The sequence below is a fragment of the Castellaniella hirudinis genome, from assembly GCF_042651965.1.
Lineage (GTDB): Bacteria > Pseudomonadota > Gammaproteobacteria > Burkholderiales > Burkholderiaceae_B > Castellaniella > Castellaniella hirudinis.
On sequence record NZ_JBHSDY010000002.1, the window covers coordinates 53,474 to 74,386 of the forward strand.

Here is a 20,913-nt window from a genome sequence, read left to right on the forward strand (position 1 = left end):
TACCCGTCCCCATGAATTGATACGGTATTTTTTCATAAAACTGATTATTCAATATTTGAGCACTAAAAGATAAGCTGCCTGCATTCATCGCTGGTTCCTGTTCCCAGCGGGATTCCCCACCGATCCAAGGACCGCCTCCATGAATCCGACCGCTGTGCTGCTGGCCACCTTCATCCTGTCCATCGCCGGACTTTTCGCCTTCATCTGGTCGTTGCGCAAGGGCTTGTTCGAGACCGAGTCCAGCGGCGCCCGCACCATCTTCTCCAGCGGCGAGATCGGCCGGCCCGAAGATCCATCGGCAGGCCCCACGCAGCACCGCTCCCTGGCGGCGATCTCCGGCGCACACCTCGTCCCCGGCCACGACACCAGGACTTCTCCGAAGGAAATGGCGGCGCGGGAAGCGGCGGACCGTTCCAGCGCCCTGCCCGCATTCGTCCTGATCGGGTGCGCCGTGGCCTGGCTGATCGCGGCTTCATTTGCCGGACTGATGAGCTCACTCAAGCTGCACTGGCCCGACTTGCTGACCGACACGGCCTGGCTCAGTTTCGGCAGGCTGCGCACGCTGCACCTGAACGGCGTCGCCTACGGATGGGCGCCCATGGGGCTGCTCGGTCTTGCCATCTGGCTTCTGCCCCGCCTGCTGCAGACCCCGCTTCTGGGCGGCCGGCTGGTGATCTTCGGCGCAATGCTCTGGAATGCAGCACTGATCGCAGGCCTGGGCGGGCTGGCCGTCGGCCTGAATGCCGGTCTGGAATGGCTGGAGATCCCCTGGCAGATCGGCGTCCTGTTCGCCATAGGCGGCATGCTGATTGGATTGCCCATGGCCCTGATGCTGACCCGCCGCACCGTCAAGCACCTGTATGTCTCCGTCTGGTACATGGGCGCCGCCCTGTTCTGGTTCCCGGCGCTCTACATCGTGGCCAAGGCGCCGGGCGTGCACTTCGGCGTCGAACAGGCCACCATGAACTGGTGGTTCGGCCACAACGTGCTCGGCCTGTTCTACACGCCGCTGTCGCTCGCCGCCATCTACTATTTCCTGCCCAAGGTCATCGGGCGGCCTGTGCAGTCCTACAACCTGTCCCTGCTGGGCTTCTGGACGCTCGCATTCTTCTACGGCCAGGTCGGCGCGCACCATCTGATCGGCGGTCCGATCCCCGAGTGGCTGATCACGCTGTCCATCGTCCAGAGCGTGATGATGGTCATCCCCGTCCTGGCGTTCTCGGTGAATCAGCACCTGACGCTCCGGGGGCACTTCAGCGCACTGCGCCATTCTCCCGTGCTGCGCTTCATCGTGTTCGGCGCCATGATGTATACGCTGGCGTCGATCCAGGGCTCGTTCGAAGCCCTGCGCTCACTGAACGCCATCACGCACTTCACGCATTTCACGGTGGCGCACGCCCACCTGGGCATGTACGGCTTCGTGTCCATGGTCATCTTCGGCGGCCTCTATTTCGTGTTGCCGCGCATCCTGAACACGGCCTGGCCCAGGCCCGGCCTGATCGCCTGCCACTTCTGGCTCGTGGTGGCCGGCTATGGCGTCTACATGACGACGCTCAGCATCGGCGGCGTGCTGCAAGGCCTGACGCTGCTGGACCCCACCCGCACCTTCATGGACTCGGTGGCCGTCACGATGCCCTGGCTGCAAGGGCGATCAGTGGGCGGCGCCCTGATGACGCTCGGCCATCTGGTCTTCGCCCTGCACGTGGTCCTGATCACGCTGCGATCCGGCATTTTCTCAACCGCCGATCGCCAGGACATCACGCCCCTGCCCCCATCCCCTTCCTTCACCGGATAAAGACACGCCATGGAAAACGAACTCAAGCTCGTCCTCGGCTCGATGGTGACCTTGTCTCTCGCCACCTCGGCCATGATCGTCGTGCCCTTCCTGCAACTGCGGCACGAGCCTGCTCCTGCCGAGCTCAAACCCTATACCAGCCAGGAACTCCGCGGCCGGCAGGCGTACCAGGCACATGCCTGTATCGCCTGTCACAGCCAGCAGCCCAGCACCACGGGCGCAGGCGTGCTCGATGCCAGCCGAGGCTGGGGACGGGCCTCCGTTGCCGGGGACTACTTCTACGACGATCCCCCTTTGCTGGGCAGCATGCGCACAGGTCCCGACCTGTTCAATATCGGCGCCCGCCAGCCCAGCCAGGACTGGCATCTCGGCCATCTGTTCCAGCCGCGCGCCTATACGCCCGGCAGCAACATGCCGGCGTATCGCTTCCTGTTCGAAATCAAGACGGCGGACCAGGTCACCGAAGGCGACAAAGTGGTCCATCTGCCGCCCGGCACGGTCGGCGAGGCGCAGGCGGTCGTCGCCAGACAGGAGGCGCTGGACCTGGTCGCCTATCTGCTCAGCCTGAACCGGACGTATCCCGTGTCCTCTGCGGGACTGCCCGCGGCACCGGCCCCATCCGGATCCGACGCCCGGCAAAAGGAGCCGTCATGAGCCCCCGCAAGCAATCCCGCGCGACCGAGCACGCAGACCCGCACGAGCTGAACAATCCGGTGCCGCGCTTACTCCTGGGCCTGATCGCCGCCTTGTTCGCCTGGGGCATCTATTACATCGTGGCATCGGCCCCCGACAGCCCCGCCGCGCTGGGCGACCACCGCGACCCGGGCCTGCTGGCCGGCACAGCCGTCCCACAGGACCAGACCATCGACGGCCGACGGATCTTCACGACGGCCTGCCAGGCCTGCCATCAGGCCGAAGGCCAGGGCCTGCCAGGCGTCTTCCCGCCTCTGGCAGGCTCAGAATGGGTCCAGGGCGCGCCCGAAGTCCTGACCCGCATCGTCCTGCATGGCGTGACGGGGGCCCTGACGGTATCCGGCACCCTGTACCATGGCGAAATGCCGGCGTTCGGCCATCAGTTCAATGATGCCGAACTGGCGGCACTGCTTTCCTACATCCGCAGCGCATGGGGCAACGACCAGCCGGCCATCGAAGTCCCGCTGGTCGCCGCCGTCCGCAAAGCCACGGCCTCCCGGAATCATCCCTGGGCCGGAGAAAATGAACTCCGGCACGAACCACCCTAGCCTCTTCATCACATCATGACCAGCTTCATCACACTGCTGCTGTTCCAGGTTCTGGGCGAGGCGGCGGCCTTCGCGCTTTCCGTCCCCATCCCCGGGCCCGTGATCGGCATGATCCTGCTGCTTCTGTGGCTCATCGCGCGGCAGCAGCAGGACAGCGAGCTGATCCGGTTTTCCTCGCGCTTCCTGCGCCACCTGGCCTTGCTGTTCATCCCGGCGGCCGTCGGCATCATGACGCAATTCGAACGCCTGGCGAACGAATGGCCCGCCATCCTGGCGGCCGTGTTCGGCAGCACCCTGGCGTCCATCGTCGTCACGGCGTATCTGGTGCGCGGCCTGGACGGCGAGGACTGACATGCACGCCACCTTCGAGCACGTCATCCGCCTGCCGATCACCTGGCTGCTGGCGACCCTGGCCGTCTACCGCCTGGCCCTGACGATCCAGCGCCGGGCGAACTTCTCGCCGCTGCTGCATCCCGTCGCCGTCTCGACGGCGCTTCTGGTCACGGTCCTGATCCTGGCCGAGGTCGATTACGACACGTATTTCAGCGGCGCCCGCATGATCCATCTCTTGCTGGGACCGGCCACCGTGGCGCTGGCCATTCCGCTGTTTCACCAGATGAAGATCATCCGGCGCCATTGGTTCAGATTCTGCCGGGGCGCGCTGCTGGGTTCGGGCATCTCCATCGCACTTGCCATGGGATTGGCCGCCCTGTTCGGCGCGTCCAGGACCACGGTGCTGTCGATCTCGGCAAAATCCGTGACCATGCCCATCGCGCTGGAGTTGTCGGAGAAACTCGGCGGGCTGGCCTCGCTGACCTCCGCGCTGGTCATGTTGACCGGCGTGGCGGGCGCCCTGATGACGCAGGCCGTGCTGGCCCGGCTACGGCTCTCGGATCCCTGCACGCACGGTTTCACCCTGGGCGTGGTCGCCCACGGCATCGGCACCGCCCGAGCCATGCAGGTCAGCCCGCGCGACGGGGCCTTCGCGGGGCTGGGCATGGGGCTGGCCGGTTTGCTGACCGCCGTGTTCCTGCCCCTGGCCTTCCGCCTCGCGGGCTATTGAATACGGGCCCGCCGAGGCGGGCACCGGGTCTCAGGCGGAAAAACTTATTCCGCGCCGATCACCTTCAGGCCTGCGGCCGCGCAGCCGGCGTCGATGTCGCCCGAGGGCGCACCGCCGACGCCGATACCGGCCACCAGCGCCTTGCCGAACTTGACCGGCAGACCGCCGGCCTGGATGACCATGCGGGAATCCATGTCGCGCAGACCGTCATTGGCGGGCTTGGAGGCGATGAACTCGGCCAGGCCGGCGGTGTCGCGGCCCATGCCGGCGGACGTGAAGGCCTTGCCGATGGCGCTGCTGGCGGTGTGAGGACCGGCGTTGTCGCCCTTCAGCAGGACCTTGGTGCTGCCGTCACGCGCCACGATGGCGACGCTGACGTTGTGGCCTTGGGCAACGCACGCCTTCAGGGCGGCGTCGGCGGCCTTGGTCGCCAGTTCCAGCGGCAGGTACGGCGCGGTGGGCAATTGGGTCGCGGCGGAGGCCAGGATCGGCGAGCACAGGAGAGCGGCGAGGGAGAGTTTGCGGATCATGTCGGTTCCTTTCAAGGGTGTTCGGGGTTGAATGAGTGAACACGTGAAAGGTTACCGGCCGCCCGGCCGCGCGGATATTCGTGGGGTTCGCGCGCAGGTCCGTAGTTCTACGGAGTCCCCGGCTGGCCCTCGATCCACAGACGCGTCAGTTCGGCCTGCGAGGTGGTGCCCAGCTTGGCGCCGATGGCGGCGCGGTGGGTCTCGACAGTGCGCGGCGACAATTCCAGCGCGTCGGCGATCTGGCGCGTGGTGTAGCCCTGGGCGACGCGATCCAGCACCTGGCGCTCGCGCGGCGTCAGCGCCGCCAGCAGTTCCAGGGTCTCGGCTTGCTGCGCGCGCCGCCGCAACTGGCCGTCCAGCGCATCCTGCCCGCGCTGGATGGCATCGATGAGGTCCTGTTCGTCGATCGGCTTGGACAGAAAGTCGATCGCGCCGTTGCGAAACGCGCGCCGGCACGCGTCGATGTCGCCATGGCCCGAGATGACGATGATCGGCCAATCCACGCCCTGGCCTACCAGACGTTCCTGCAGCTTGAGCCCGGAGATCCCCGGCATGCGGATGTCCAGGATCAGGCAACCGGGGGCCAATCGATCGGCCTGGGCCAGGAACAGGCCCGGATCGGCGAAACCCCGGGCCTCGATGCCGACCGTGGACAGCAGCAGGCACAGGGCCTCGCGCACGGCCTCGTCATCGTCCACCAGATAGACGGGACAGGTCATGACGGATCCTCCTCTTGCGCCCCGGCCAGCGGAATCGCCATCCGGAAGGTCGCGCCCGGATTCGGCCCATCGATCAGATCCAGGTCGCCGTCGATCCGCTCGACCAGGCGCCGGCTCAGCGCCAGGCCCAGCCCCATGCCGCCTTCCCGCGTGGTGGCGAACGGGGTGAACAGGTCCGCGCGGATGTCGGGCGCAACCCCGGGGCCGTTGTCCACCACGTCGAGCACGGCACGGCCCCCCTGCGGCCGCAGATCGACGGCGATCCGGGCATCCGCCCGCCCCTCCACGGCCTCGATCGCGTTGCGCACGAGATTGAACGCCGCCTGTTCCATTTCCACCGGATCGGCCCGCACCAGGACGGGATCGCCGGGCACGGAGAACTCGATCCGCACCCCGCTGGAGGCGGCCTTGGGCGCCAGCAGCGCCTGGACGTTGCGCACGGTTTCTCTCAAGTCGAACGCGGCGTTCGACGGCGGCCGGGGACGCGACCAGTCGCGGAACCGGTCCAGAATGGCCGAGGCGCGGCGGGCCTGGGCGATCATGCCGTCCAGCACGGATTCGAGCGCGGCGCCCTGCCCCGACGCCGCCAGGCGCCGGCCGGCCTGCGCCTGCGCCAGAATCGCCGTGAGCGGCTGCGTCAGTTCATGCGTCAGGCCGCTGGCCATCTCGCCCAAGGCATTGACCCGCGAGGCGTGGGCCAGGCGTGACTCCAACGCGTTGATCCGCGCCTGTTCCGCCACCACACGGGCGCGCGCCCGCTGCCGCCAGGCGCCAAGCGCCGCCCAGTAGAGCAGGCTGACGAGGGCCAGCAGCAGCGCGGTCGGCGCAGGCGGCAAGCGATCGGCCCAGCCGACGTTCAGGCCGGTTTCCAGGATCAGCGGCTGGGACGCGCTATCGATGACGCGGCCGGACCGCACGACGCCGGAAGGATGGCTCTGGCCCGCCAGCGGCCGGCCGTCGGGCATGGCCAGGGCCAGAACGACACCCGGCCGGTGCCAAAAGGCGCCCGCCTCGTCGACCAGTTTTTCAGCGTTGATCCCCAGCGCCAGGCCGTAGCGCGCCGCAGGCGTGTTGGGACTGCGCTTGACCATCAGATAATGATGCGCCCGTCCCGGATAGGGCATCAGCGCGATGTCCCCCGTGGATGCGCGTGCGGCCGCGCGTATCCTGTCCGCGAGATCCGGGGCCAGGGGGCCGGTGCCGATCACCGGCGCCTGCGCATCGAGCGGCACGAGCTGCACGTCGTCGATGCGCGGATAGAAATGGGTGATCGTGGACGCGACCTCCAGGAAGAGTTCGCGCTCCGGCTCGGCGGACGCCGAAGCAATGGCCGACAAGGCCGTCAGGTGCGCATCGTGCTGGCCCGCCCGCTGGGACAGCAGCCGGTTCAGGGCACCGCTTTCCCGTTCCAGTTCCTGAGCCAGCGACCGCTGCTGCCACAGCGCCATCGCGCCGATCGCCAGCAACAGCAATAAGCCCCAGGCCAGGATCGCCCAGGGTCTCGCGCGCATCGATCCACGCGACGTCGGCCGATCCCGCATAGGCACGCTCCGGAGGCAGTTGATCCAAGAGTCAAATGATACCTTGGTGCGTGGTGCACACCGCCCAGACGCACTTGAGCGCAACGCCGGCCATCAGGGCCGTTCAGGCTTGCGACGTCAAGACGATGCGACAGACATCCAGCAGCAAGGTCTTCAAATGCTGGATGGCGGGATCTCGCAGGCTGTCTGACCGCCACCCCAGTTCGATGACATAAGGCCTGAGCGAACTGGCGAAAGCCCGCTACGACTTCGACGTGGTGGGCCATGACGCGCGGCAGGACGTGTTCTCACGTAATGACCGGTCCGTGTGTAACCATCAAGGGGGTATGGCACTAACAGCACACAGACAGTCGCGGTGCTCATACGCGACGTTCATACTGCGGATGATCCGAGTGCGCCGACCTGCCGAACAGGCGGCAAATCGGCGCCAGACAATCATTGGGAAGCGACAGCCCCAGGAGCCCACGTGACGAGCGCCCAAACCCAAAAACCCACGAAAGACCCCTCTTGCCTGCCGGCTATGCCGGCATCCACGGCGACATCGTGGAACTGCTGGACGCTGCGCGCCGGGCAGCAACGCGCAGCGTCAATGCGTTGATGACGGCCAGCTATTGGGAAATTGGCCGACGTCTCGTGGAGGCTGAGCAACAAGGCAGGCGACGCGCAAGCTACGGCGAGCAGTTGATAGAACGGCTGTCCAACGACCTGACCACCCGGTTCGGGCGGGGATTCGGTGTCAACAACCTGGAAAATATGCGGCGGTTCTTCCTTGCATATCCCGCCTCCGAAATTTCCCAGACACTGTCTAGGAAATTGGGCGGCGTCCCTGTCTTGGAGAATTCCGCGACGGTGTCTCGGAAATTCACCCTGGCCGAACTGGCCGGGGCGTTCACTCTGCCGTGGTCGGCCTATGTCCGGTTACTGTCGGTGAAAGACGAACACGCCCGCCAGTTCTACGAGGTCGAGGCGCTGCGCGGCGGCTGGAGCGTGCGCCAGCTTGACCGGCAGATTGGCAGCCAGTTCTACGAGCGCACCGCGTTGTCGAAAGATAAGGCGGCAATGCTGACTAAGGGCGCCTTGCCCAAGTCAGAAGACGCCGCGACGCCGGACGATGCCATCAAAGACCCCTACATGCTGGAGTTCCTGAACCTCAAGGACGAGTATTCCGAATCCGATCTGGAGGCGGCGCTCACCCAGAGGCTGGAGGATTTCCTGCTGGAACTGGGCGAGGGGTTTACCTTCATCGGGCGGCAACGACGGCTGCGTATCGACCAGACATGGTATCGGGTGGACTTGCTGCTGTTCCATCGTAAGTTGCGCTGCCTGGTCATCATCGACCTGAAACTGGGCAGCCTGTCGCATGCGGATGTAGGCCAGATGCACATGTATTGCAACTACGCCAAGGAGCACTGGGCCTATCCCGATGAAAACCCGCCTGTGGGTTTGATCCTGTGCGCCGACAAAGGCCAAGCCCTAGCGCGGTATGCGCTGGAAGGCTTGCCGTCGAAGGTGATGGCGGCGAACTACCGTACTGTGCTGCCGGATGCCGAACTGTTGCAGAAGGAGTTGGAGAATACGCGGCGCTTGCTCGAATCGCGCACATCGCATTAGCCAAGAAAAGGCCATGCGCTGTAATGCGGAACGTTGATCATCAGCAACTTTCCAAGCTGTTGATTTTAAATGGTGCCCGAGGCGGGAATCGAACCCGCACGGCCGAAGCCGAGGGATTTTAAGTCCCTTGTGTCTACCAATTTCACCACTCGGGCAGATGTGATGCGGCATTGTACCGAAAAGGGCCCCCACGCCACGCATGCTGACGCAGGCTCGCTGCCCCCCGAGGGGGCTCTTTCGCCTTGGAGCGGCCCGGCGGCGAAAGGGGCTCCCACACCCACCCTAATTCAACACCACCGCGTGCACCCGATCCCGCCCGGCCTGCTTGGCGGCGTAGAGCTGGGCGTCGGCGGCGGCCAGCAGTTCCGATGCGTCGGCCCGACCGCCTGCCAGGGTGGCGATGCCGATGCTCAGGGTCACGCGCGGGCGGTCTCCCTGGGTATTCAACAGTTCGGGCCGCGCCACGGCCGTACGGATGCGCTCGGCCACGATCCGGGCCGACTCTGAATCGGTCTCGGGCAGCAGGCAGGCGAACTCCTCGCCGCCGTAGCGTGCCGCCAGGTCGGCGGAGCGGGCCACGTTGTCACGCAGCACCTGCGCGATGGCGCGCAGACAGTCGTCGCCGACCTGATGGCCATAGAGGTCATTCACGCGTTTAAAGTAATCCACGTCCAGCATCATCAGGCTCAGGGGCGAGCCCGTACGCCGCCAGCGCGCGTGCTCACGCGCCAGCGCCTGATCGAAATGCCGGCGATTGGCCAGGTGGGTCAGGCCGTCGGTCTGGCTTTGTCTTTCCAACTCCTGGTTGGCGGCCTGCAGGGCCTCCTGCTGCCGCAGAATGTGCTGGTTGCGCTCGGCCAGCAGGTGGGACAGCCGGCGGTAGCGGCGCAAGGCCAGCACGCACACCAAGGCCAGCAGCACGGCAACAACGCTGGCGACCTGCAGCAGGGTCCGCTGGCTGCGCTGGGCCACGTAGCGCTCGATGAGCTGGACTTCGCCCTCCTCGTGCCGCGCGATGGATGCCGACACGTCCAGCGCCGCGAGATACCGGTCGAACACCCGCACCAGTTGCCGATGCTCAGAGGTGTCGCTGACGTAGAACCGATAGGCGCGCGGATATTCGTGCAGCACCAGGACGACCTCCAGGTCGAAATATTCGTGGCTGTAGCGCTTCTCGGCAAAAATGCTCTGGTTGAACACGGCCACGTCGATCTCGCCCGCCCGCAGCGCCTTGAACAGGCCGTCGCTGGAGGACTGGTCGTAAGTCCGCAGCCGATCCGTCGGCACCATATCCCTGAGCATGGGCTCGAATGCGACGCCATGCATGACGCCGACGCGGTAGCGCGCCAGATCGGCCATCTGGTGAATCTGCGGCTGCACGCCCTTGCGGGCGATGACGGCGTAGTGGCTTTTGTAATAGGGCTGGGTAAACAGGCCACGCAGCGCCCGGTCGGGCCGCAGGCTGAGCGGAATCATGACGTCGGCGCGATGTTCCTGAACCCCGGCGATCTTCTCGGCCACGGTCCAGCCCGGCGCCGGATCGATCTCATAATGCAGCCCGAGCTGGGCGGCAATGAAACACCAGGTATCGATGCCGACACCGGTATAGACGTTCCGGTCCGGGTCGAAGCGCGTCATGGGCGGGGCGTCCAGCACCACCACGCGCAAGGGCGGCAAGGCGCTGAGTTCGGCTCGCTCATCGGTACTGACGATGACGGGCTCACGCAGACGCACATGCTGCGCACCCGCGCAGTCAGCGGCCGGAGCAGCCAGCGCGGCCCACGGCAGCATGCACCCCAGCAACAATCCCGACAGAATCGACGGAATCCGCCCTATAGCAAGCATCCTTCGCCGGTGTCCAGAAAATGCTCGATCCGCGCGCGCCATCCGCTGATGTCCAGGTGCTGCGCGCGCAGCCAGTCTTCGTCGTAGTACGTCGTGGCGTAACGGTCGCCGCTGTCGCAGATCAGCGTCACCAGGGACCCGGTCCGCTCCTGCCGCCGCATGAGCGAGGCCATGCACAGCACACCCATGAAGTTCGTGCCCGTCGACCCGCCGACGCGGCGGAACAGCCGGTCGGACAGCACGTGCGCAGCCGCGATCGAAGCCTCGTCGGGGATGCGGATCATCTCGTCGATGACCGTCGGGATGAAGGAAGGCTCGACGCGCGGGCGGCCGATCCCTTCGATGCGCGAGCCGGTCGCCGTGATGCCCATGTCGCCGCTTTGCCAGGCCTCGTAAAAGGCGGAGCCTTCGACATCGACCACGCAAAGCCGGGTGTCCAGGTTGCGGTAGCGGATGAAGCGCCCCAGCGTGGCCGAGGTGCCGCCGGTGCCGGCGCTCATGACCACCCATTCGGGGACGGCATGGAACTCGCCTTCCATCTGGCGGAAGATGCTTTCGGCGATATTGTTATTGCCGCGCCAGTCCGTGGCGCGCTCGGCGTGCGTGAACTGGTCCAGATAATAGCCGCCCGATTCGTCCGCAATGGACTGGGCCGCGTCATAGACTTCCCGGGCATGGTCCACGAAATGGCAGCGCCCGCCGAAACGTTCGATCGCCTCGACCTTCTGCCGGCTGGTCGAACGCGTCATCACGGCGACGAAGGACAGGCCCAGCAGCCGGGCGAAATAGGCTTCCGACACCGCCGTCGACCCCGACGAGGCCTCGACCAGCAGCGTGTTTTTGCGAATGCGGCCGTTGCAGATGCCGTACAGGAACAGAGAGCGCGCCAGACGGTGCTTGAGGCTGCCGGTCGGGTGCGTGCTCTCGTCCTTGAAGTAGATGTCGATACCGCGCAACCCCGGGAAATCCGGCTTGACCAGGTGCGTGTCGGCGGAACGCCGGCCATCTGCTTCCAGAATGCGGATGGCCCGACGCGTCCAGTCCCGATCTTCGGGCGCCAGGACGCTGCGCCCCTGAGTGCAGTGATTCATTTTGTGTTTTTCCCTGGACCCGGTCACGAGCGGATGATGACATATTACAAGTTCTGTCGTCACCAGGCAGGCGTTTGTACACTAACGGCAGGCGAACCGATGATGCTGGCGGAGGCGGTGAGATTCGAACTCACGAACGGTTGCCCGTTGCCGGTTTTCAAGACCGGTGCAATCGACCACTCTGCCACACCTCCGCATGAAGACCGAGAGTGTAGCGCATAATGCCGCTTGCACATTCGAAGGAGCGCCACATGCAAGCCATTGAAATCACCGCGCCGGGCGGCCCCGAAGTCCTGCGCCTGACGGACCGCCCCACCCCGGCACCCGGCCCCGGCGAGGTGCTGATCGAAGTCGAAGCCGCCGGGGTCAACCGGCCCGACGTCTTCCAGCGCCAGGGCAGTTATCCGCCCCCCGCCGGCGCATCCGACCTGCCCGGCCTGGAAATCGCCGGCCGCATCGTCGGCGGCGATCCGGAATCCGCCGGATTCAAACCGGGGGATGCCGTCTGCGCCCTGGTGACCGGCGGCGGCTATGCGCAATACTGCGTGGCGCCCGCCGCGCAATGCCTGCCCGTGCCGGCAGGCCTGTCCATGGTCGAGGCCGCCGCGCTGCCGGAAACCTATTTCACGGTCTGGAGCAATGTCTTCGACCGGGGCGCCCTGACGGCCGGCGAGACCCTGCTGGTCCACGGCGGCGCCAGCGGCATCGGCACCACGGCCATCGCGCTGGCGCGCGCCTTCGGCCACACGGTCTATGCCACGGCCGGCAGCCCCGAACGCGTCCAGGCCGTCGAAGCCCTGGGCTGCGCGCGCGGCATCGACTACCGCACGCAGGATTTCGTTGCCGAGATCAAGGCGCTGACGAACGGCCGCGGCGTGGATGTGATCCTGGACATGGTGGCGGGCAAGTACCTGGAGCGCAACATCGACGTGCTGGCCGACGACGGCCGGCTGGTGATGATCGCCCTGCTGGGCGGCGCGAAAGGCACGCTGAACTGCGGCGACGTGATGCGCCGCCGCCTGACGGTGACGGGCTCGACGCTGCGGGCGCGCCCCGTGGCCTTCAAGGCCCGCATCGCGCAGTCGTTGCGCGAGCGCGTCTGGCCGCTGCTGGAGTCCGGCGCGGTACGGCCCTCGATCCACGCGACTTTCCCGCTGGCCGAGGCGTCACGCGCCCACGCGATGATGGACGCGGGCGAGCAGATCGGCAAGATCGTGCTGACGGTGCGCTGAAGCGCCGGCCCGCTCATCCGGCGCTGCGCAGCAATTCGGAGAAACGGGTCTCCACCCATCGCGCCGACGCGCCGGGCCGCGTGCCCCGGCGCCACAGTACGCGCACCGGCAGCGGGGGCAGCGTCAGCGACGGACACTCCAGTTGCCTGAGCGACTTCGGGTAGCTCTCCTCCCGTGCGATATTGACCGGCAGGATCGCCCATCCCAGCCCATCGGCCACCATGTCGGCGATGCTGTAGAAACTGTCCGAGCGCCACACGCGGGGGCTGTAGGCCTGCTCCCGCATGTCGTCCGCATGCATCAGGATCTGGCGATGACGGGCCAGTGCCTTGCGGCCGGCCAGCCCCGCCTCCAGCAGCGGATGGCCGCTGGACACGAACACGCCCTGCGGCACCGCGCCGATATGGTGCTGGTCGCAGTGCGCATAGGCAGGTCCCCTGTCGAAGTGAAAGGCCGCGTCGGCCCGCCGGCCGGCCACATAATCCGCGACTTCCGCAGCCGTGCCGTTGAGCAGGGTCAACTCCAGATGAGGGAAACGGTCCGACAGTTCCCTCACCAGGGCGCTGATGGCCATGTAGGGCAGCGCCTCGTCGAACGCCAGCGCCAGCCTGGCGTCGTCGCCGGCCGCCAGGGACAGGGCGCGCTGGTCGAGCTCGGACGCCTGCCGCAGGAGTTCCCGGGCCTCCAGCAGCAGCACCCGGCCGGCGTCGGTGGGGCGCGCCCGGTGGCCCGAGCGATCGAACAGCATCACGCCGAGATCGGCTTCCAGCAGCGCGATCGCCGTGCTGACGGCCGATTGGGCTTTTCCCAGGCTCCGGGCGGCGGCGCTGATCGAACCACTGTCCGCCGTGGCGATGAACTGGCGCAATTGGTCTAGATCCCAGCGCATGAGTCGTGGATTATCTATCTATTAATCAGATCGATTCCATCTTTATGGATCGCAAAACAAGAAAGATAATGTCTTCAGCTCCTTGTATTGTCAAGGAGGAAGGATATCGATCATGCACGCCGAACACATCAAACTGCGCCCGCTGGAGCGGGTGGATCTGCAATTCGTACATCAGTTGGACAACAACGCCAGTGTGATGCGCTACTGGTTCGAAGAACCGTACGTGACCTTCACCGAACTGCAGTCCCTGTACGACCAGCACGTCCACGACCAGAGTGAGCGGCGCTTCATCGTCGAATGCGATGGCCAGCGCGCGGGCCTGGTGGAACTGGTGGAAATCGACCACATCCACCGGCGCGCGGAATTCCAGATCATCATCGCGCCCGAACACCAGGGCCGGGGCCTCGCCACCCGCGCGACACAACTGGCGATGGAATACGGCTTCAGGGTGCTGAACCTCTACAAGCTCTACCTGATCGTGGACATCGAAAACAAGAAGGCGATCCGGATCTATACCCGGATGGGTTTCCAGACCGAGGGCGAACTGAAGGACGAGTTCTTCGTCAACGGCGAATACCGCAGCGTCCTGCGGATGCGCCTGTTCCAGCACGACTATCTGGGCAGGCATCCGCCGTCGCACATCCGCCTGACGGAGACGACCGTCTACTGATCCGACGGCCGTGCGGCGGACGAGACCGGCCGCTGTCACGAAAATGGGCGTCCCGGAGGACGCCCATTTTGCTTTCCCCGCACGGCCCGAAGACCGTGCGAAGGATACGGACAGCGATTACTGCGCGGCCGGGGCGGCCGGACCGCCTTGGGCTTCGATGCCGCCGATCGCCTTGACCGACAGGCGCAGACGGCCGCGTTCGTCGGCCTCGATGACCTTGACGCGCACCGACTGGCCGACCTTCAGCACGTCGTTGATGTCGGCAATGCGGTAGTTGGCGATCTCGGAGATGTGCAGCAGACCGTCACGGCCGGGCAGGACCTGGACGATGGCGCCGAAATCCAGCAGGCGCTGGACGGTGCCCTGGTATTCCTGGCCCACTTCGACGTCGGCGGTCAGTTCCTTGATGCGGCGCTCGGCTTCGTGGGCGCGGTCCAGGTCGGCGCTGGCGATGGTGATGCTGCCGTCGTCGCTGATGTCGATCTGGCAGCCGGTTTCCTCGGTCAGCGCGCGGATGGTGGCGCCGCCCTTGCCGATCACGTCACGGATCTTTTCCGGATTGATCTTGATGCTGAGCATGCGCGGCGCGAAGTCGGACAGTTCCTGGCGGGAGCCGTCGATGGCTTCGCGCATCTTGCCCAGGATGTGCAGGCGGCCTTCGCGGGCCTGGGCCAGCGCGACCTGCATGATTTCCTTGGTGATGCCCTGGATCTTGATGTCCATCTGCAGGGCGGTGACGCCGCTGACGGTGCCGGCCACCTTGAAGTCCATGTCGCCCAGGTGATCCTCGTCACCCAGAATGTCGGTCAGGACGGCGAACTTGCCGCCTTCCTTGATCAGGCCCATGGCGACGCCCGCCACGTGATCCTTGACCGGCACGCCGGCGTCCATCATGGACAGGCTGCCGCCGCAGACCGAGGCCATGGACGAAGAACCGTTGGATTCGGTGATCTCGGACACCAGGCGCAGGGTGTACTGGAAGTCTTCGGCGGCGGGCAGCAGCGGCGACAGCGCGCGCTTGGCCAGACGGCCGTGGCCGATTTCGCGGCGCTTGGGCACACCGAAGCGGCCGGTTTCACCCGTGGCGAACGGCGGCATGTTGTAGTGCATCATGAAGCGGTCACGGTACTCGCCCATGATCGAGTCGATGATCTGCTCGTCCTGCTTGGTGCCCAGCGTGGTGACCACCAGCGCCTGGGTTTCACCACGCGTGAACAGGGCGGAACCGTGGGCGCGCGGCAGCACGCCCAGGCGGATGCTGATCGGACGTACGGTGCGCGTGTCGCGGCCGTCGATGCGCGGTTCGCCGTTCAGGATCTGGCCGCGGACGATTTCCGATTCCAGCGCGAACAGCATGTTCTCGACTTCGACGTGGTCGGGGGCGGCGTCGCCGCGGGCGGCGGCGTGCTCGGCCAGCTTGGTGCGGACTTCGGTGTAGACCTGGCGCAGGCGCGTGGTGCGTTCCTGCTTGTCACGCAGTTGGTAGACGGCCTGCAGGGGTTCGAAGGCGGCGGCGCGCACGGCGGTGGCCAGGACTTCGTTGCGCGGGGCGGCTTGCCAATCCCATTCGGGCTTGCCGGCTTCGGCCACCAGTTCGTGGATGGCGTTGATGCAGGCCTGCATTTGTTCATGGCCGAACACCACGGCGCCCAGCATCACGTCTTCGGACAGTTGCTTGGCTTCGGATTCGACCATCAGCACGGCCGCTTCGGTCCCGGCGACCACCAGGTCCAGCTGGGACTCGCCGCGCACTTGCGAGGCGCTGGGGTTCAGGACGTACTGGCCGTCGATGTAGCCCACGCGGGCGGCGCCCACCGGACCGTTGAAGGGGATGCCGGAGATCGCCAGCGCAGCCGAGGCGCCGATCAGGGCGGGAATGTCGGGATCGACTTCCGGGTTGACCGAGACAGTGTGGATGATGATCTGGACGTCGTTGTAGAAACCGTCCGGGAACAGCGGGCGCAGCGGGCGGTCGATCAGGCGGGAGGTCAGGATTTCCTTTTCGGAGGGCTTGCCTTCACGCTTGAAGAAACCGCCGGGGATCTTGCCGGCCGCATAGGTCTTTTCGACGTAATCGACGGTCAGCGGAAAGAAGTCCTGGCCGGGCTTGGCGGTCTTGGCAGCCACCACTGTGGCCAGCACCACCGTGTCGTCGACGGACACCAGCACCGCACCGCCGGCCTGACGGGCGACTTCGCCGGTTTCCAGGACGACGGTGTGCGGGCCGTACTGGAACGACTTGCTCACTTTGTTGAACATTTTCTGATCCTATAAAAGGGACGCCTGCGGGGCTCTTGCCCGCGACCCGCCCACCAGAGGCGGGGCCGATTGCGGCGACCCATGACAAAAAGCCGCGCACGCTGCCAAAAACGATGCAGCGTACACGGCTCGTGCAAAGGGAGCAAAGCCCCCGGGCATTACTTGCGCAGGCCGAGTTTTTCGATCAGTGCGCGGTACGAATCGGGGTTGCGGCCCTTCAGGTAGTCCAGCAGCTTGCGACGGCGGCTGACCATGCGCAGCAGGCCGCGACGCGAGTGGTGGTCTTTCTTGTGGGTCTTGAAGTGGCCGGTCAGTTCGTTGATGCGGGCCGTGAGCAGGGCGACCTGGACTTCAGGAGAGCCGGTGTCGCTGGCGGCGCGCTGGAATTGCGCAACGATGTCGGACTTGACGATATCTGCAACAGACATTTCTATTCCTCAATGGACAAGCGGCAGCACCGAGGCGCGCTGCCGTGGGATCAAATGAAAACGCCACGCAAAACGTGGCGCGGAAAGATTATAGCGGATTACGGCCGGGAATGCGCGCCCGTCAGGACTGTTCTTCTGCGGAACCGTCACCGTTGTCGGCGCCCCGCATGCGCTGCCCCAGGCGGCGCGCCCGGCGCACGCGCCAGACCCACAGCACCCAGCCCGACAGGCTGTAGACCACGAACAGCAGGAACAGCACCACCGGCGGATCGCTGGACACGAAGACGAAGACCGCCACCACCACCAGCATGACCCAGAACGGCACGCTGCGGCCCAGCGCGAAAGACTTGCCGCTGAAGAACGGCGCGTTGGACACCATGGCCACGCCGGCGTAAATCGTCGTCCCGAAGGCGACCCAGGCGATGATGCCGTCGGACAGGGACAGTTTGTTGTCCACCGACAGCCAGACGAAACCGGCGATCAGGGCGGCCGCCGCCGGGCTGGGCAGCCCCTGGAAGTATTGCTTGTCGACCTTGCCGATATTGGCGTTGAAGCGCGCCAGGCGCAGCGCGGCCCCCACCACATAGACGAAGGCGGCCAGCCAGCCCCAGCGGCCCAGGCCCTGCAGCGACCATTCGTACATCACCAGCGCGGGCGCCATGCCGAAGGAAATCATGTCGGCCAGGGAGTCGTACTGCTCGCCGAAGGCGGACTGGGTATTGGTCAGCCGGGCCACGCGTCCGTCCATGCTGTCGAACACCATCGCCAGGAAGATGGCGATGGCCGCCACCTCGTAGTGCTGGTTCATGGCCTGGACGACGGCGTAGAAACCGGCGAACAGGTTGGCGGTGGTGAAAGCGTTGGGCAGCAGATAAATGCTGCGGCGGCGCTGCGGTTCGTCAGGCATCAAGTGTGTTGGATCGAGTGCGTTGAGTCAGATGCAGATCAAGCTGCGGGGGCGTCATCGCCGGCCGAAGCGACAGGCAGTTCGGCCAGGACCGTGCGGGTGGCCTTGACCTTGTCGCCCAGGGCGACCCTGGGGCGCGTCCCTACGGGCAAGTATACGTCCACCCGCGATCCGAAGCGGATGAAGCCGTAGCGCTGCCCCGCATACAGGGCCTGTCCGGCCCGGGCATGACACAGAATGCGCTTGGCCACCAGCCCGGCGACCTGAACGGCCGTGACCGTCTGCCCGTCGGCCGTGCGCAGCACCATGGCGTTGCGCTCGTTTTCCAGCGAGGCCTTGTCCAGCGCCGCGTTGAAGAACTTGCCCGGAAAGTACTCGATCGACTGCACCTCGCCGTCCACGGGGGCGCGGTTCGAGTGCACGTTGAAGACGTTCATGAAGACGCTGATCTTCAGCGACGGACGCCCGCCTGCATAGGGGTCGGCCGCGTCCTCGACGCAGACGATGCGGCCGTCGGCCGGACACAGCACCAGGCCCTCGCCCTCCGGCGCCTCGCGCGCGGGGTCGCGGAAGAACTGCAGGGCGAACACGGTGAACACCCAGAACGGGAGGGACGCCCACGGCGACCACCAGGTCACCAGCAGGGACACGATCAGCGCGCCGGCCAGAATGGGCCAGCCTTCGCGGGCGATCAGAGGATGCGGATAAGGAGGGATTTTCATGGTAGGCGCAAGAATAACCCAAATGAGGGGCGATGTCGGAAAACCGACGCCCCGCCCCTCAGGCCGCCAGCGGCGGCGTCACGTTCAATATTGATACGACACGCTGACGCGCAGGCTGCGGCCCGGCTGGGTGTACCAGTCGATGGGCCGGGATGGATTGCCATCGGGCACGTCCAGCGCATTCCAGTATTTCCTGTCGAACACGTTGAACACCCCGGCCTGCACGCGCAGTCCCTTGACGGCGGCGGGCGTCCACCAGGCGTTCAGATCCATGACTCCATAACCGGGCGCCTGGAAATCGGCCTTCGGATCGGCGACCTGCGTGCGCCGCCGCGCCAGCGTGGAGACCGCCTCGGCCCCCCATTGCGGCGTCCGGTAGCCCAGCGCCAGAATGGCCTTGAGCGGCGCCACGGAGTTCAGGTACTGGTCTTCGTCCAGATCCCGGCCATGGGTCCAGGCCAGCGAACCGCGCGTGTACCAGTGCGTATCGAAATCCCAGTGACCTTCCAGCTCCACGCCGTAGATGCGCACCCGGGCGCGGTTGACGGTGCCCGTGACCCCCAGGGGGTACACCCCCGCCCAGGCGGAATCCCAATTGGGAGAATCCGGCCCGATGGCCACGCTGTCGATATAGTCCCGGTAGCGGTTGTCGTAGAAACTCAGGCGCGCGCCGCGCGCCGCATCGCCCGCCTCGATCCCCAGTTCATAGCCGTGGCTGACCTCGGGCTTCAGGTCCGGATTGCCCACGCGCAGGTACGAACCCGGCGCGCCGTAGTTCAGATACAGTTGGGACGCCGAGGGCACCTTGTAGCCATAGCCGTACTTGGCGTAGAAGGACAGGTCTTCACGCGGCGCGTATTTCGCCAGCAGGGACGGTGAGACACGCTGACCGCTGCTGTCCTTCAGCGAGGTCACGTCCGCATTGGGATTGGCCGCATAATCGCCGCCGCTTTGCGGCGACTGGCGGTAGGCGTCGAAACGCAGGGAAGGCGTCAGCGCATAGCGGCCCTGCGCCCACGAGATCTCGTCCTGGGCCCAGACCGACCATTGATGGCCTTTCACTTCTGGCATGTCGGCCTGATTGGTGTGCAGGAACTCGCAACTGCGCGGGCCCATGAAAGCGCCGGAAGGCAGCGTCGCCGGGCAATTATCGTAGCCGCTGGAATACTGCGAGTTGCGGTTCCGGCTCCAGTCCAGCCCCGCGGACCAGTGATGCTGCACCGATCCCGCGATGAGATAACCATCCGACTGGCTGACCAGCCCGTAATCCATCTCCTTGACCGAATTGCCGCGGCCATACGGACCATAGGGATATTGATAAGCAAACATCGACCCTGGCGGCCTCGCCCCGCGCGCATCCGGGATGCGCACGCCGTCGTTGCCGCCCTCATGGCGGCTGCGCTGCCAGTACAGCTTGATCTCGCCATTCTGAATCGCGGCCTTGGAGGCTTGCGCGTGAAACCCGTAGGACAGCACCGCCCGCCGGCGCGAGTCCTTCTCGAAACCATTGTGGCCCTGCTCGTAGGAAGTGCCCGTCCCCTGTTCGGACAAGAGCTCGCTGTCGCTGCTGCGGTCGAACAGCTCGCCGCTCAGGCCCAGGCTGTGCTCGGCATTCAGGTCATGCTGCAGCTTGACCAGCAGGTTGCGCTGCGTATAGGCCAGGGGATTCGGCTTGTCGCGCTTCGTCCCCAGGCCGCCGGTCTCGCCCCAGTTCTTCAATTCGTGTCCCCGGCGGATACCCGCCTGCAGCAGCCAGCGGGTATCCCCCTGCCCCAGGCGGCCGGCCAGCGCCGCCGCCACGCTCTGGCTGTCATCGGCGCCATCGAAGCTGCTCTTGACCAGGGCGCCGAAATCCCGGCCCGAGGACAGCAGGTCGTCGGGCGCCAGCGTGCGCAGGTCCAGATAGCCGGCCAGGGCGCCGGACTGGGCTCCGGCGGCGCCGCGCACCAGGTCGATGCTGGACAGGGTGTTGAAGTCGATGGTGTTCAGGCCGCCCTTCTCGCCCCGGGCGCCGTCGTTCAGCCAGGGAATACGGATGCCGTCCACACGGGTCACGACGCGATCGCCATCCTGGCCGCGCACATTGATGCTGTTGGTCTCGCGGCTGAAACCGACCCCTGGATCGCCCCGGCGGGCGAAATCTTCCCAGCTGTCGATGCCGCGTTGTTCGAGCGCTTCCTTGGCGATGACCGACGATCCGGGCGGCAGCGCCCCGTCGGCCTGCCCTTCCACCCGCAACGGAGACAGCGTCTGGACCTCCGGCGAGGCCTGCGGACCGGACGGCGTCTGCGCCAGACCGACCGGCGCAACCAGCGCCAGGCAGATGCCCATGCCTATTCTACGTGCCATGCTCTTTCTTCCCTTATTTTA

Annotated in this window: 19 protein-coding genes and 2 tRNA genes; 8 read left to right on the plus strand and 13 right to left on the minus strand. The window is 65.9% G+C overall.

Annotated features, from left to right (window positions below):
* Positions 1-139: 139 nt before the first annotated feature.
* From ACFO0J_RS02490 to ACFO0J_RS02510, 5 genes are read left to right on the plus strand one after another with little or no spacing between them, the layout of a single operon-like run.
* Positions 140-1,795 (plus strand): cbb3-type cytochrome c oxidase subunit I, encoded by a 1,656-nt coding sequence (locus tag ACFO0J_RS02490; RefSeq protein WP_376811480.1) that lies wholly within the window; start codon positions 140-142, stop codon positions 1,793-1,795.
* A gap of 9 nt (positions 1,796-1,804) precedes the next feature.
* On the plus strand, positions 1,805-2,449 hold the full coding sequence (locus ACFO0J_RS02495) for a cbb3-type cytochrome c oxidase subunit II (RefSeq protein ID WP_376811481.1): 645 nt from the start codon (positions 1,805-1,807) through the stop codon (positions 2,447-2,449).
* On the plus strand, positions 2,446-3,036 hold the full coding sequence (locus ACFO0J_RS02500) for a c-type cytochrome (RefSeq protein WP_376811482.1): 591 nt from the start codon (positions 2,446-2,448) through the stop codon (positions 3,034-3,036). Before ACFO0J_RS02495 ends, ACFO0J_RS02500 begins: the two co-directional genes overlap by 4 nt.
* A 15-nt stretch (positions 3,037-3,051) precedes the next feature.
* A complete protein-coding gene (locus ACFO0J_RS02505; RefSeq protein ID WP_376811483.1) occupies positions 3,052-3,387 on the plus strand; it encodes a CidA/LrgA family protein in 336 nt (111 codons plus the stop codon).
* 1 nt (position 3,388) lies between these two features.
* Positions 3,389-4,099 (plus strand): LrgB family protein, encoded by a 711-nt coding sequence (locus ACFO0J_RS02510; RefSeq protein WP_376811484.1) that lies wholly within the window; start codon positions 3,389-3,391, stop codon positions 4,097-4,099.
* Positions 4,100-4,143: 44 nt separating this feature from the next.
* Here ACFO0J_RS02510 and ACFO0J_RS02515 read toward each other — a convergent pair whose 3' ends face one another.
* The 3 genes from ACFO0J_RS02515 to ACFO0J_RS02525 all read right to left on the minus strand — a co-directional run bounded on the left by ACFO0J_RS02515 (position 4,144) and on the right by ACFO0J_RS02525 (position 6,859).
* Positions 4,144-4,629, minus strand: coding sequence for a GlcG/HbpS family heme-binding protein (locus ACFO0J_RS02515; protein WP_376811485.1), 486 nt, complete (start codon positions 4,627-4,629; stop codon positions 4,144-4,146).
* 107 nt (positions 4,630-4,736) lie between these two features.
* Positions 4,737-5,348: a response regulator transcription factor gene (locus tag ACFO0J_RS02520; protein WP_376811486.1), complete on the minus strand. Its 612-nt coding sequence runs from the start codon at positions 5,346-5,348 to the stop codon at positions 4,737-4,739.
* Entirely contained in the window at positions 5,345-6,859 is a 1,515-nt protein-coding gene (locus ACFO0J_RS02525; protein ID WP_376811487.1) for a sensor histidine kinase, read from the minus strand. Before ACFO0J_RS02525 ends, ACFO0J_RS02520 begins: the two co-directional genes overlap by 4 nt.
* A 537-nt stretch (positions 6,860-7,396) precedes the next feature.
* Here ACFO0J_RS02525 and ACFO0J_RS02530 point away from each other — a divergent pair.
* On the plus strand, positions 7,397-8,500 hold the full coding sequence (locus ACFO0J_RS02530) for a PDDEXK nuclease domain-containing protein (protein ID WP_376811488.1): 1,104 nt from the start codon (positions 7,397-7,399) through the stop codon (positions 8,498-8,500).
* A 70-nt stretch (positions 8,501-8,570) separates the two neighbouring features.
* Here ACFO0J_RS02530 and ACFO0J_RS02535 read toward each other — a convergent pair.
* The 4 genes from ACFO0J_RS02535 to ACFO0J_RS02550 form a co-directional block, all read right to left on the minus strand.
* A tRNA-Leu gene (locus tag ACFO0J_RS02535) sits at positions 8,571-8,655 on the minus strand.
* Between the two features lie 127 nt (positions 8,656-8,782).
* Positions 8,783-10,291: a diguanylate cyclase gene (locus tag ACFO0J_RS02540; RefSeq protein ID WP_376811489.1), complete on the minus strand. Its 1,509-nt coding sequence runs from the start codon at positions 10,289-10,291 to the stop codon at positions 8,783-8,785.
* A gap of 41 nt (positions 10,292-10,332) precedes the next feature.
* Positions 10,333-11,436, minus strand: a complete 1,104-nt coding sequence (locus ACFO0J_RS02545) for a PLP-dependent cysteine synthase family protein (protein WP_376811490.1) — start codon at positions 11,434-11,436, stop codon at positions 10,333-10,335.
* A gap of 106 nt (positions 11,437-11,542) precedes the next feature.
* Positions 11,543-11,630, minus strand: a tRNA-Ser gene (locus ACFO0J_RS02550).
* 57 nt (positions 11,631-11,687) lie between these two features.
* Here ACFO0J_RS02550 and ACFO0J_RS02555 point away from each other — a divergent pair.
* Positions 11,688-12,668 (plus strand): NAD(P)H-quinone oxidoreductase, encoded by a 981-nt coding sequence (locus tag ACFO0J_RS02555; RefSeq protein ID WP_376811491.1) that lies wholly within the window; start codon positions 11,688-11,690, stop codon positions 12,666-12,668.
* Positions 12,669-12,681: 13 nt separating this feature from the next.
* Here the strand turns inward: ACFO0J_RS02555 and ACFO0J_RS02560 are convergent, their stop codons facing one another.
* Complete coding sequence (locus ACFO0J_RS02560; protein ID WP_376811492.1) at positions 12,682-13,557, minus strand: LysR family transcriptional regulator; 876 nt, start codon at positions 13,555-13,557, stop codon at positions 12,682-12,684.
* Between the two features lie 103 nt (positions 13,558-13,660).
* Between ACFO0J_RS02560 and speG the strand changes: the two genes are divergently transcribed.
* Positions 13,661-14,227: a spermidine N1-acetyltransferase gene (gene speG, locus ACFO0J_RS02565; protein ID WP_465251282.1), complete on the plus strand. Its 567-nt coding sequence runs from the start codon at positions 13,661-13,663 to the stop codon at positions 14,225-14,227.
* Between the two features lie 117 nt (positions 14,228-14,344).
* Here the strand turns inward: speG and pnp are convergent, their stop codons facing one another.
* The 5 genes from pnp to ACFO0J_RS02590 form a co-directional block, all read right to left on the minus strand.
* Positions 14,345-16,486 (minus strand): polyribonucleotide nucleotidyltransferase, encoded by a 2,142-nt coding sequence (gene pnp, locus ACFO0J_RS02570; protein WP_376811494.1) that lies wholly within the window; start codon positions 16,484-16,486, stop codon positions 14,345-14,347.
* A 158-nt stretch (positions 16,487-16,644) separates the two neighbouring features.
* Positions 16,645-16,914 carry a 30S ribosomal protein S15 gene (gene rpsO, locus ACFO0J_RS02575; RefSeq protein WP_043683847.1) on the minus strand — a complete coding sequence of 90 codons (270 nt, stop codon included), beginning with the start codon at positions 16,912-16,914 and terminating at the stop codon, positions 16,645-16,647.
* 121 nt (positions 16,915-17,035) lie between these two features.
* Positions 17,036-17,821 (minus strand): CDP-diacylglycerol--serine O-phosphatidyltransferase, encoded by a 786-nt coding sequence (gene pssA, locus ACFO0J_RS02580; RefSeq protein WP_376811495.1) that lies wholly within the window; start codon positions 17,819-17,821, stop codon positions 17,036-17,038.
* A gap of 38 nt (positions 17,822-17,859) precedes the next feature.
* The gene (locus ACFO0J_RS02585; protein ID WP_376811496.1) at positions 17,860-18,543 is read right to left on the minus strand and encodes a phosphatidylserine decarboxylase; all 684 of its coding nucleotides are present in this window, start codon (positions 18,541-18,543) and stop codon (positions 17,860-17,862) included.
* An 84-nt stretch (positions 18,544-18,627) separates the two neighbouring features.
* Positions 18,628-20,892 (minus strand): TonB-dependent hemoglobin/transferrin/lactoferrin family receptor, encoded by a 2,265-nt coding sequence (locus tag ACFO0J_RS02590; RefSeq protein ID WP_376811497.1) that lies wholly within the window; start codon positions 20,890-20,892, stop codon positions 18,628-18,630.
* Positions 20,893-20,913: the final 21 nt, after the last annotated feature.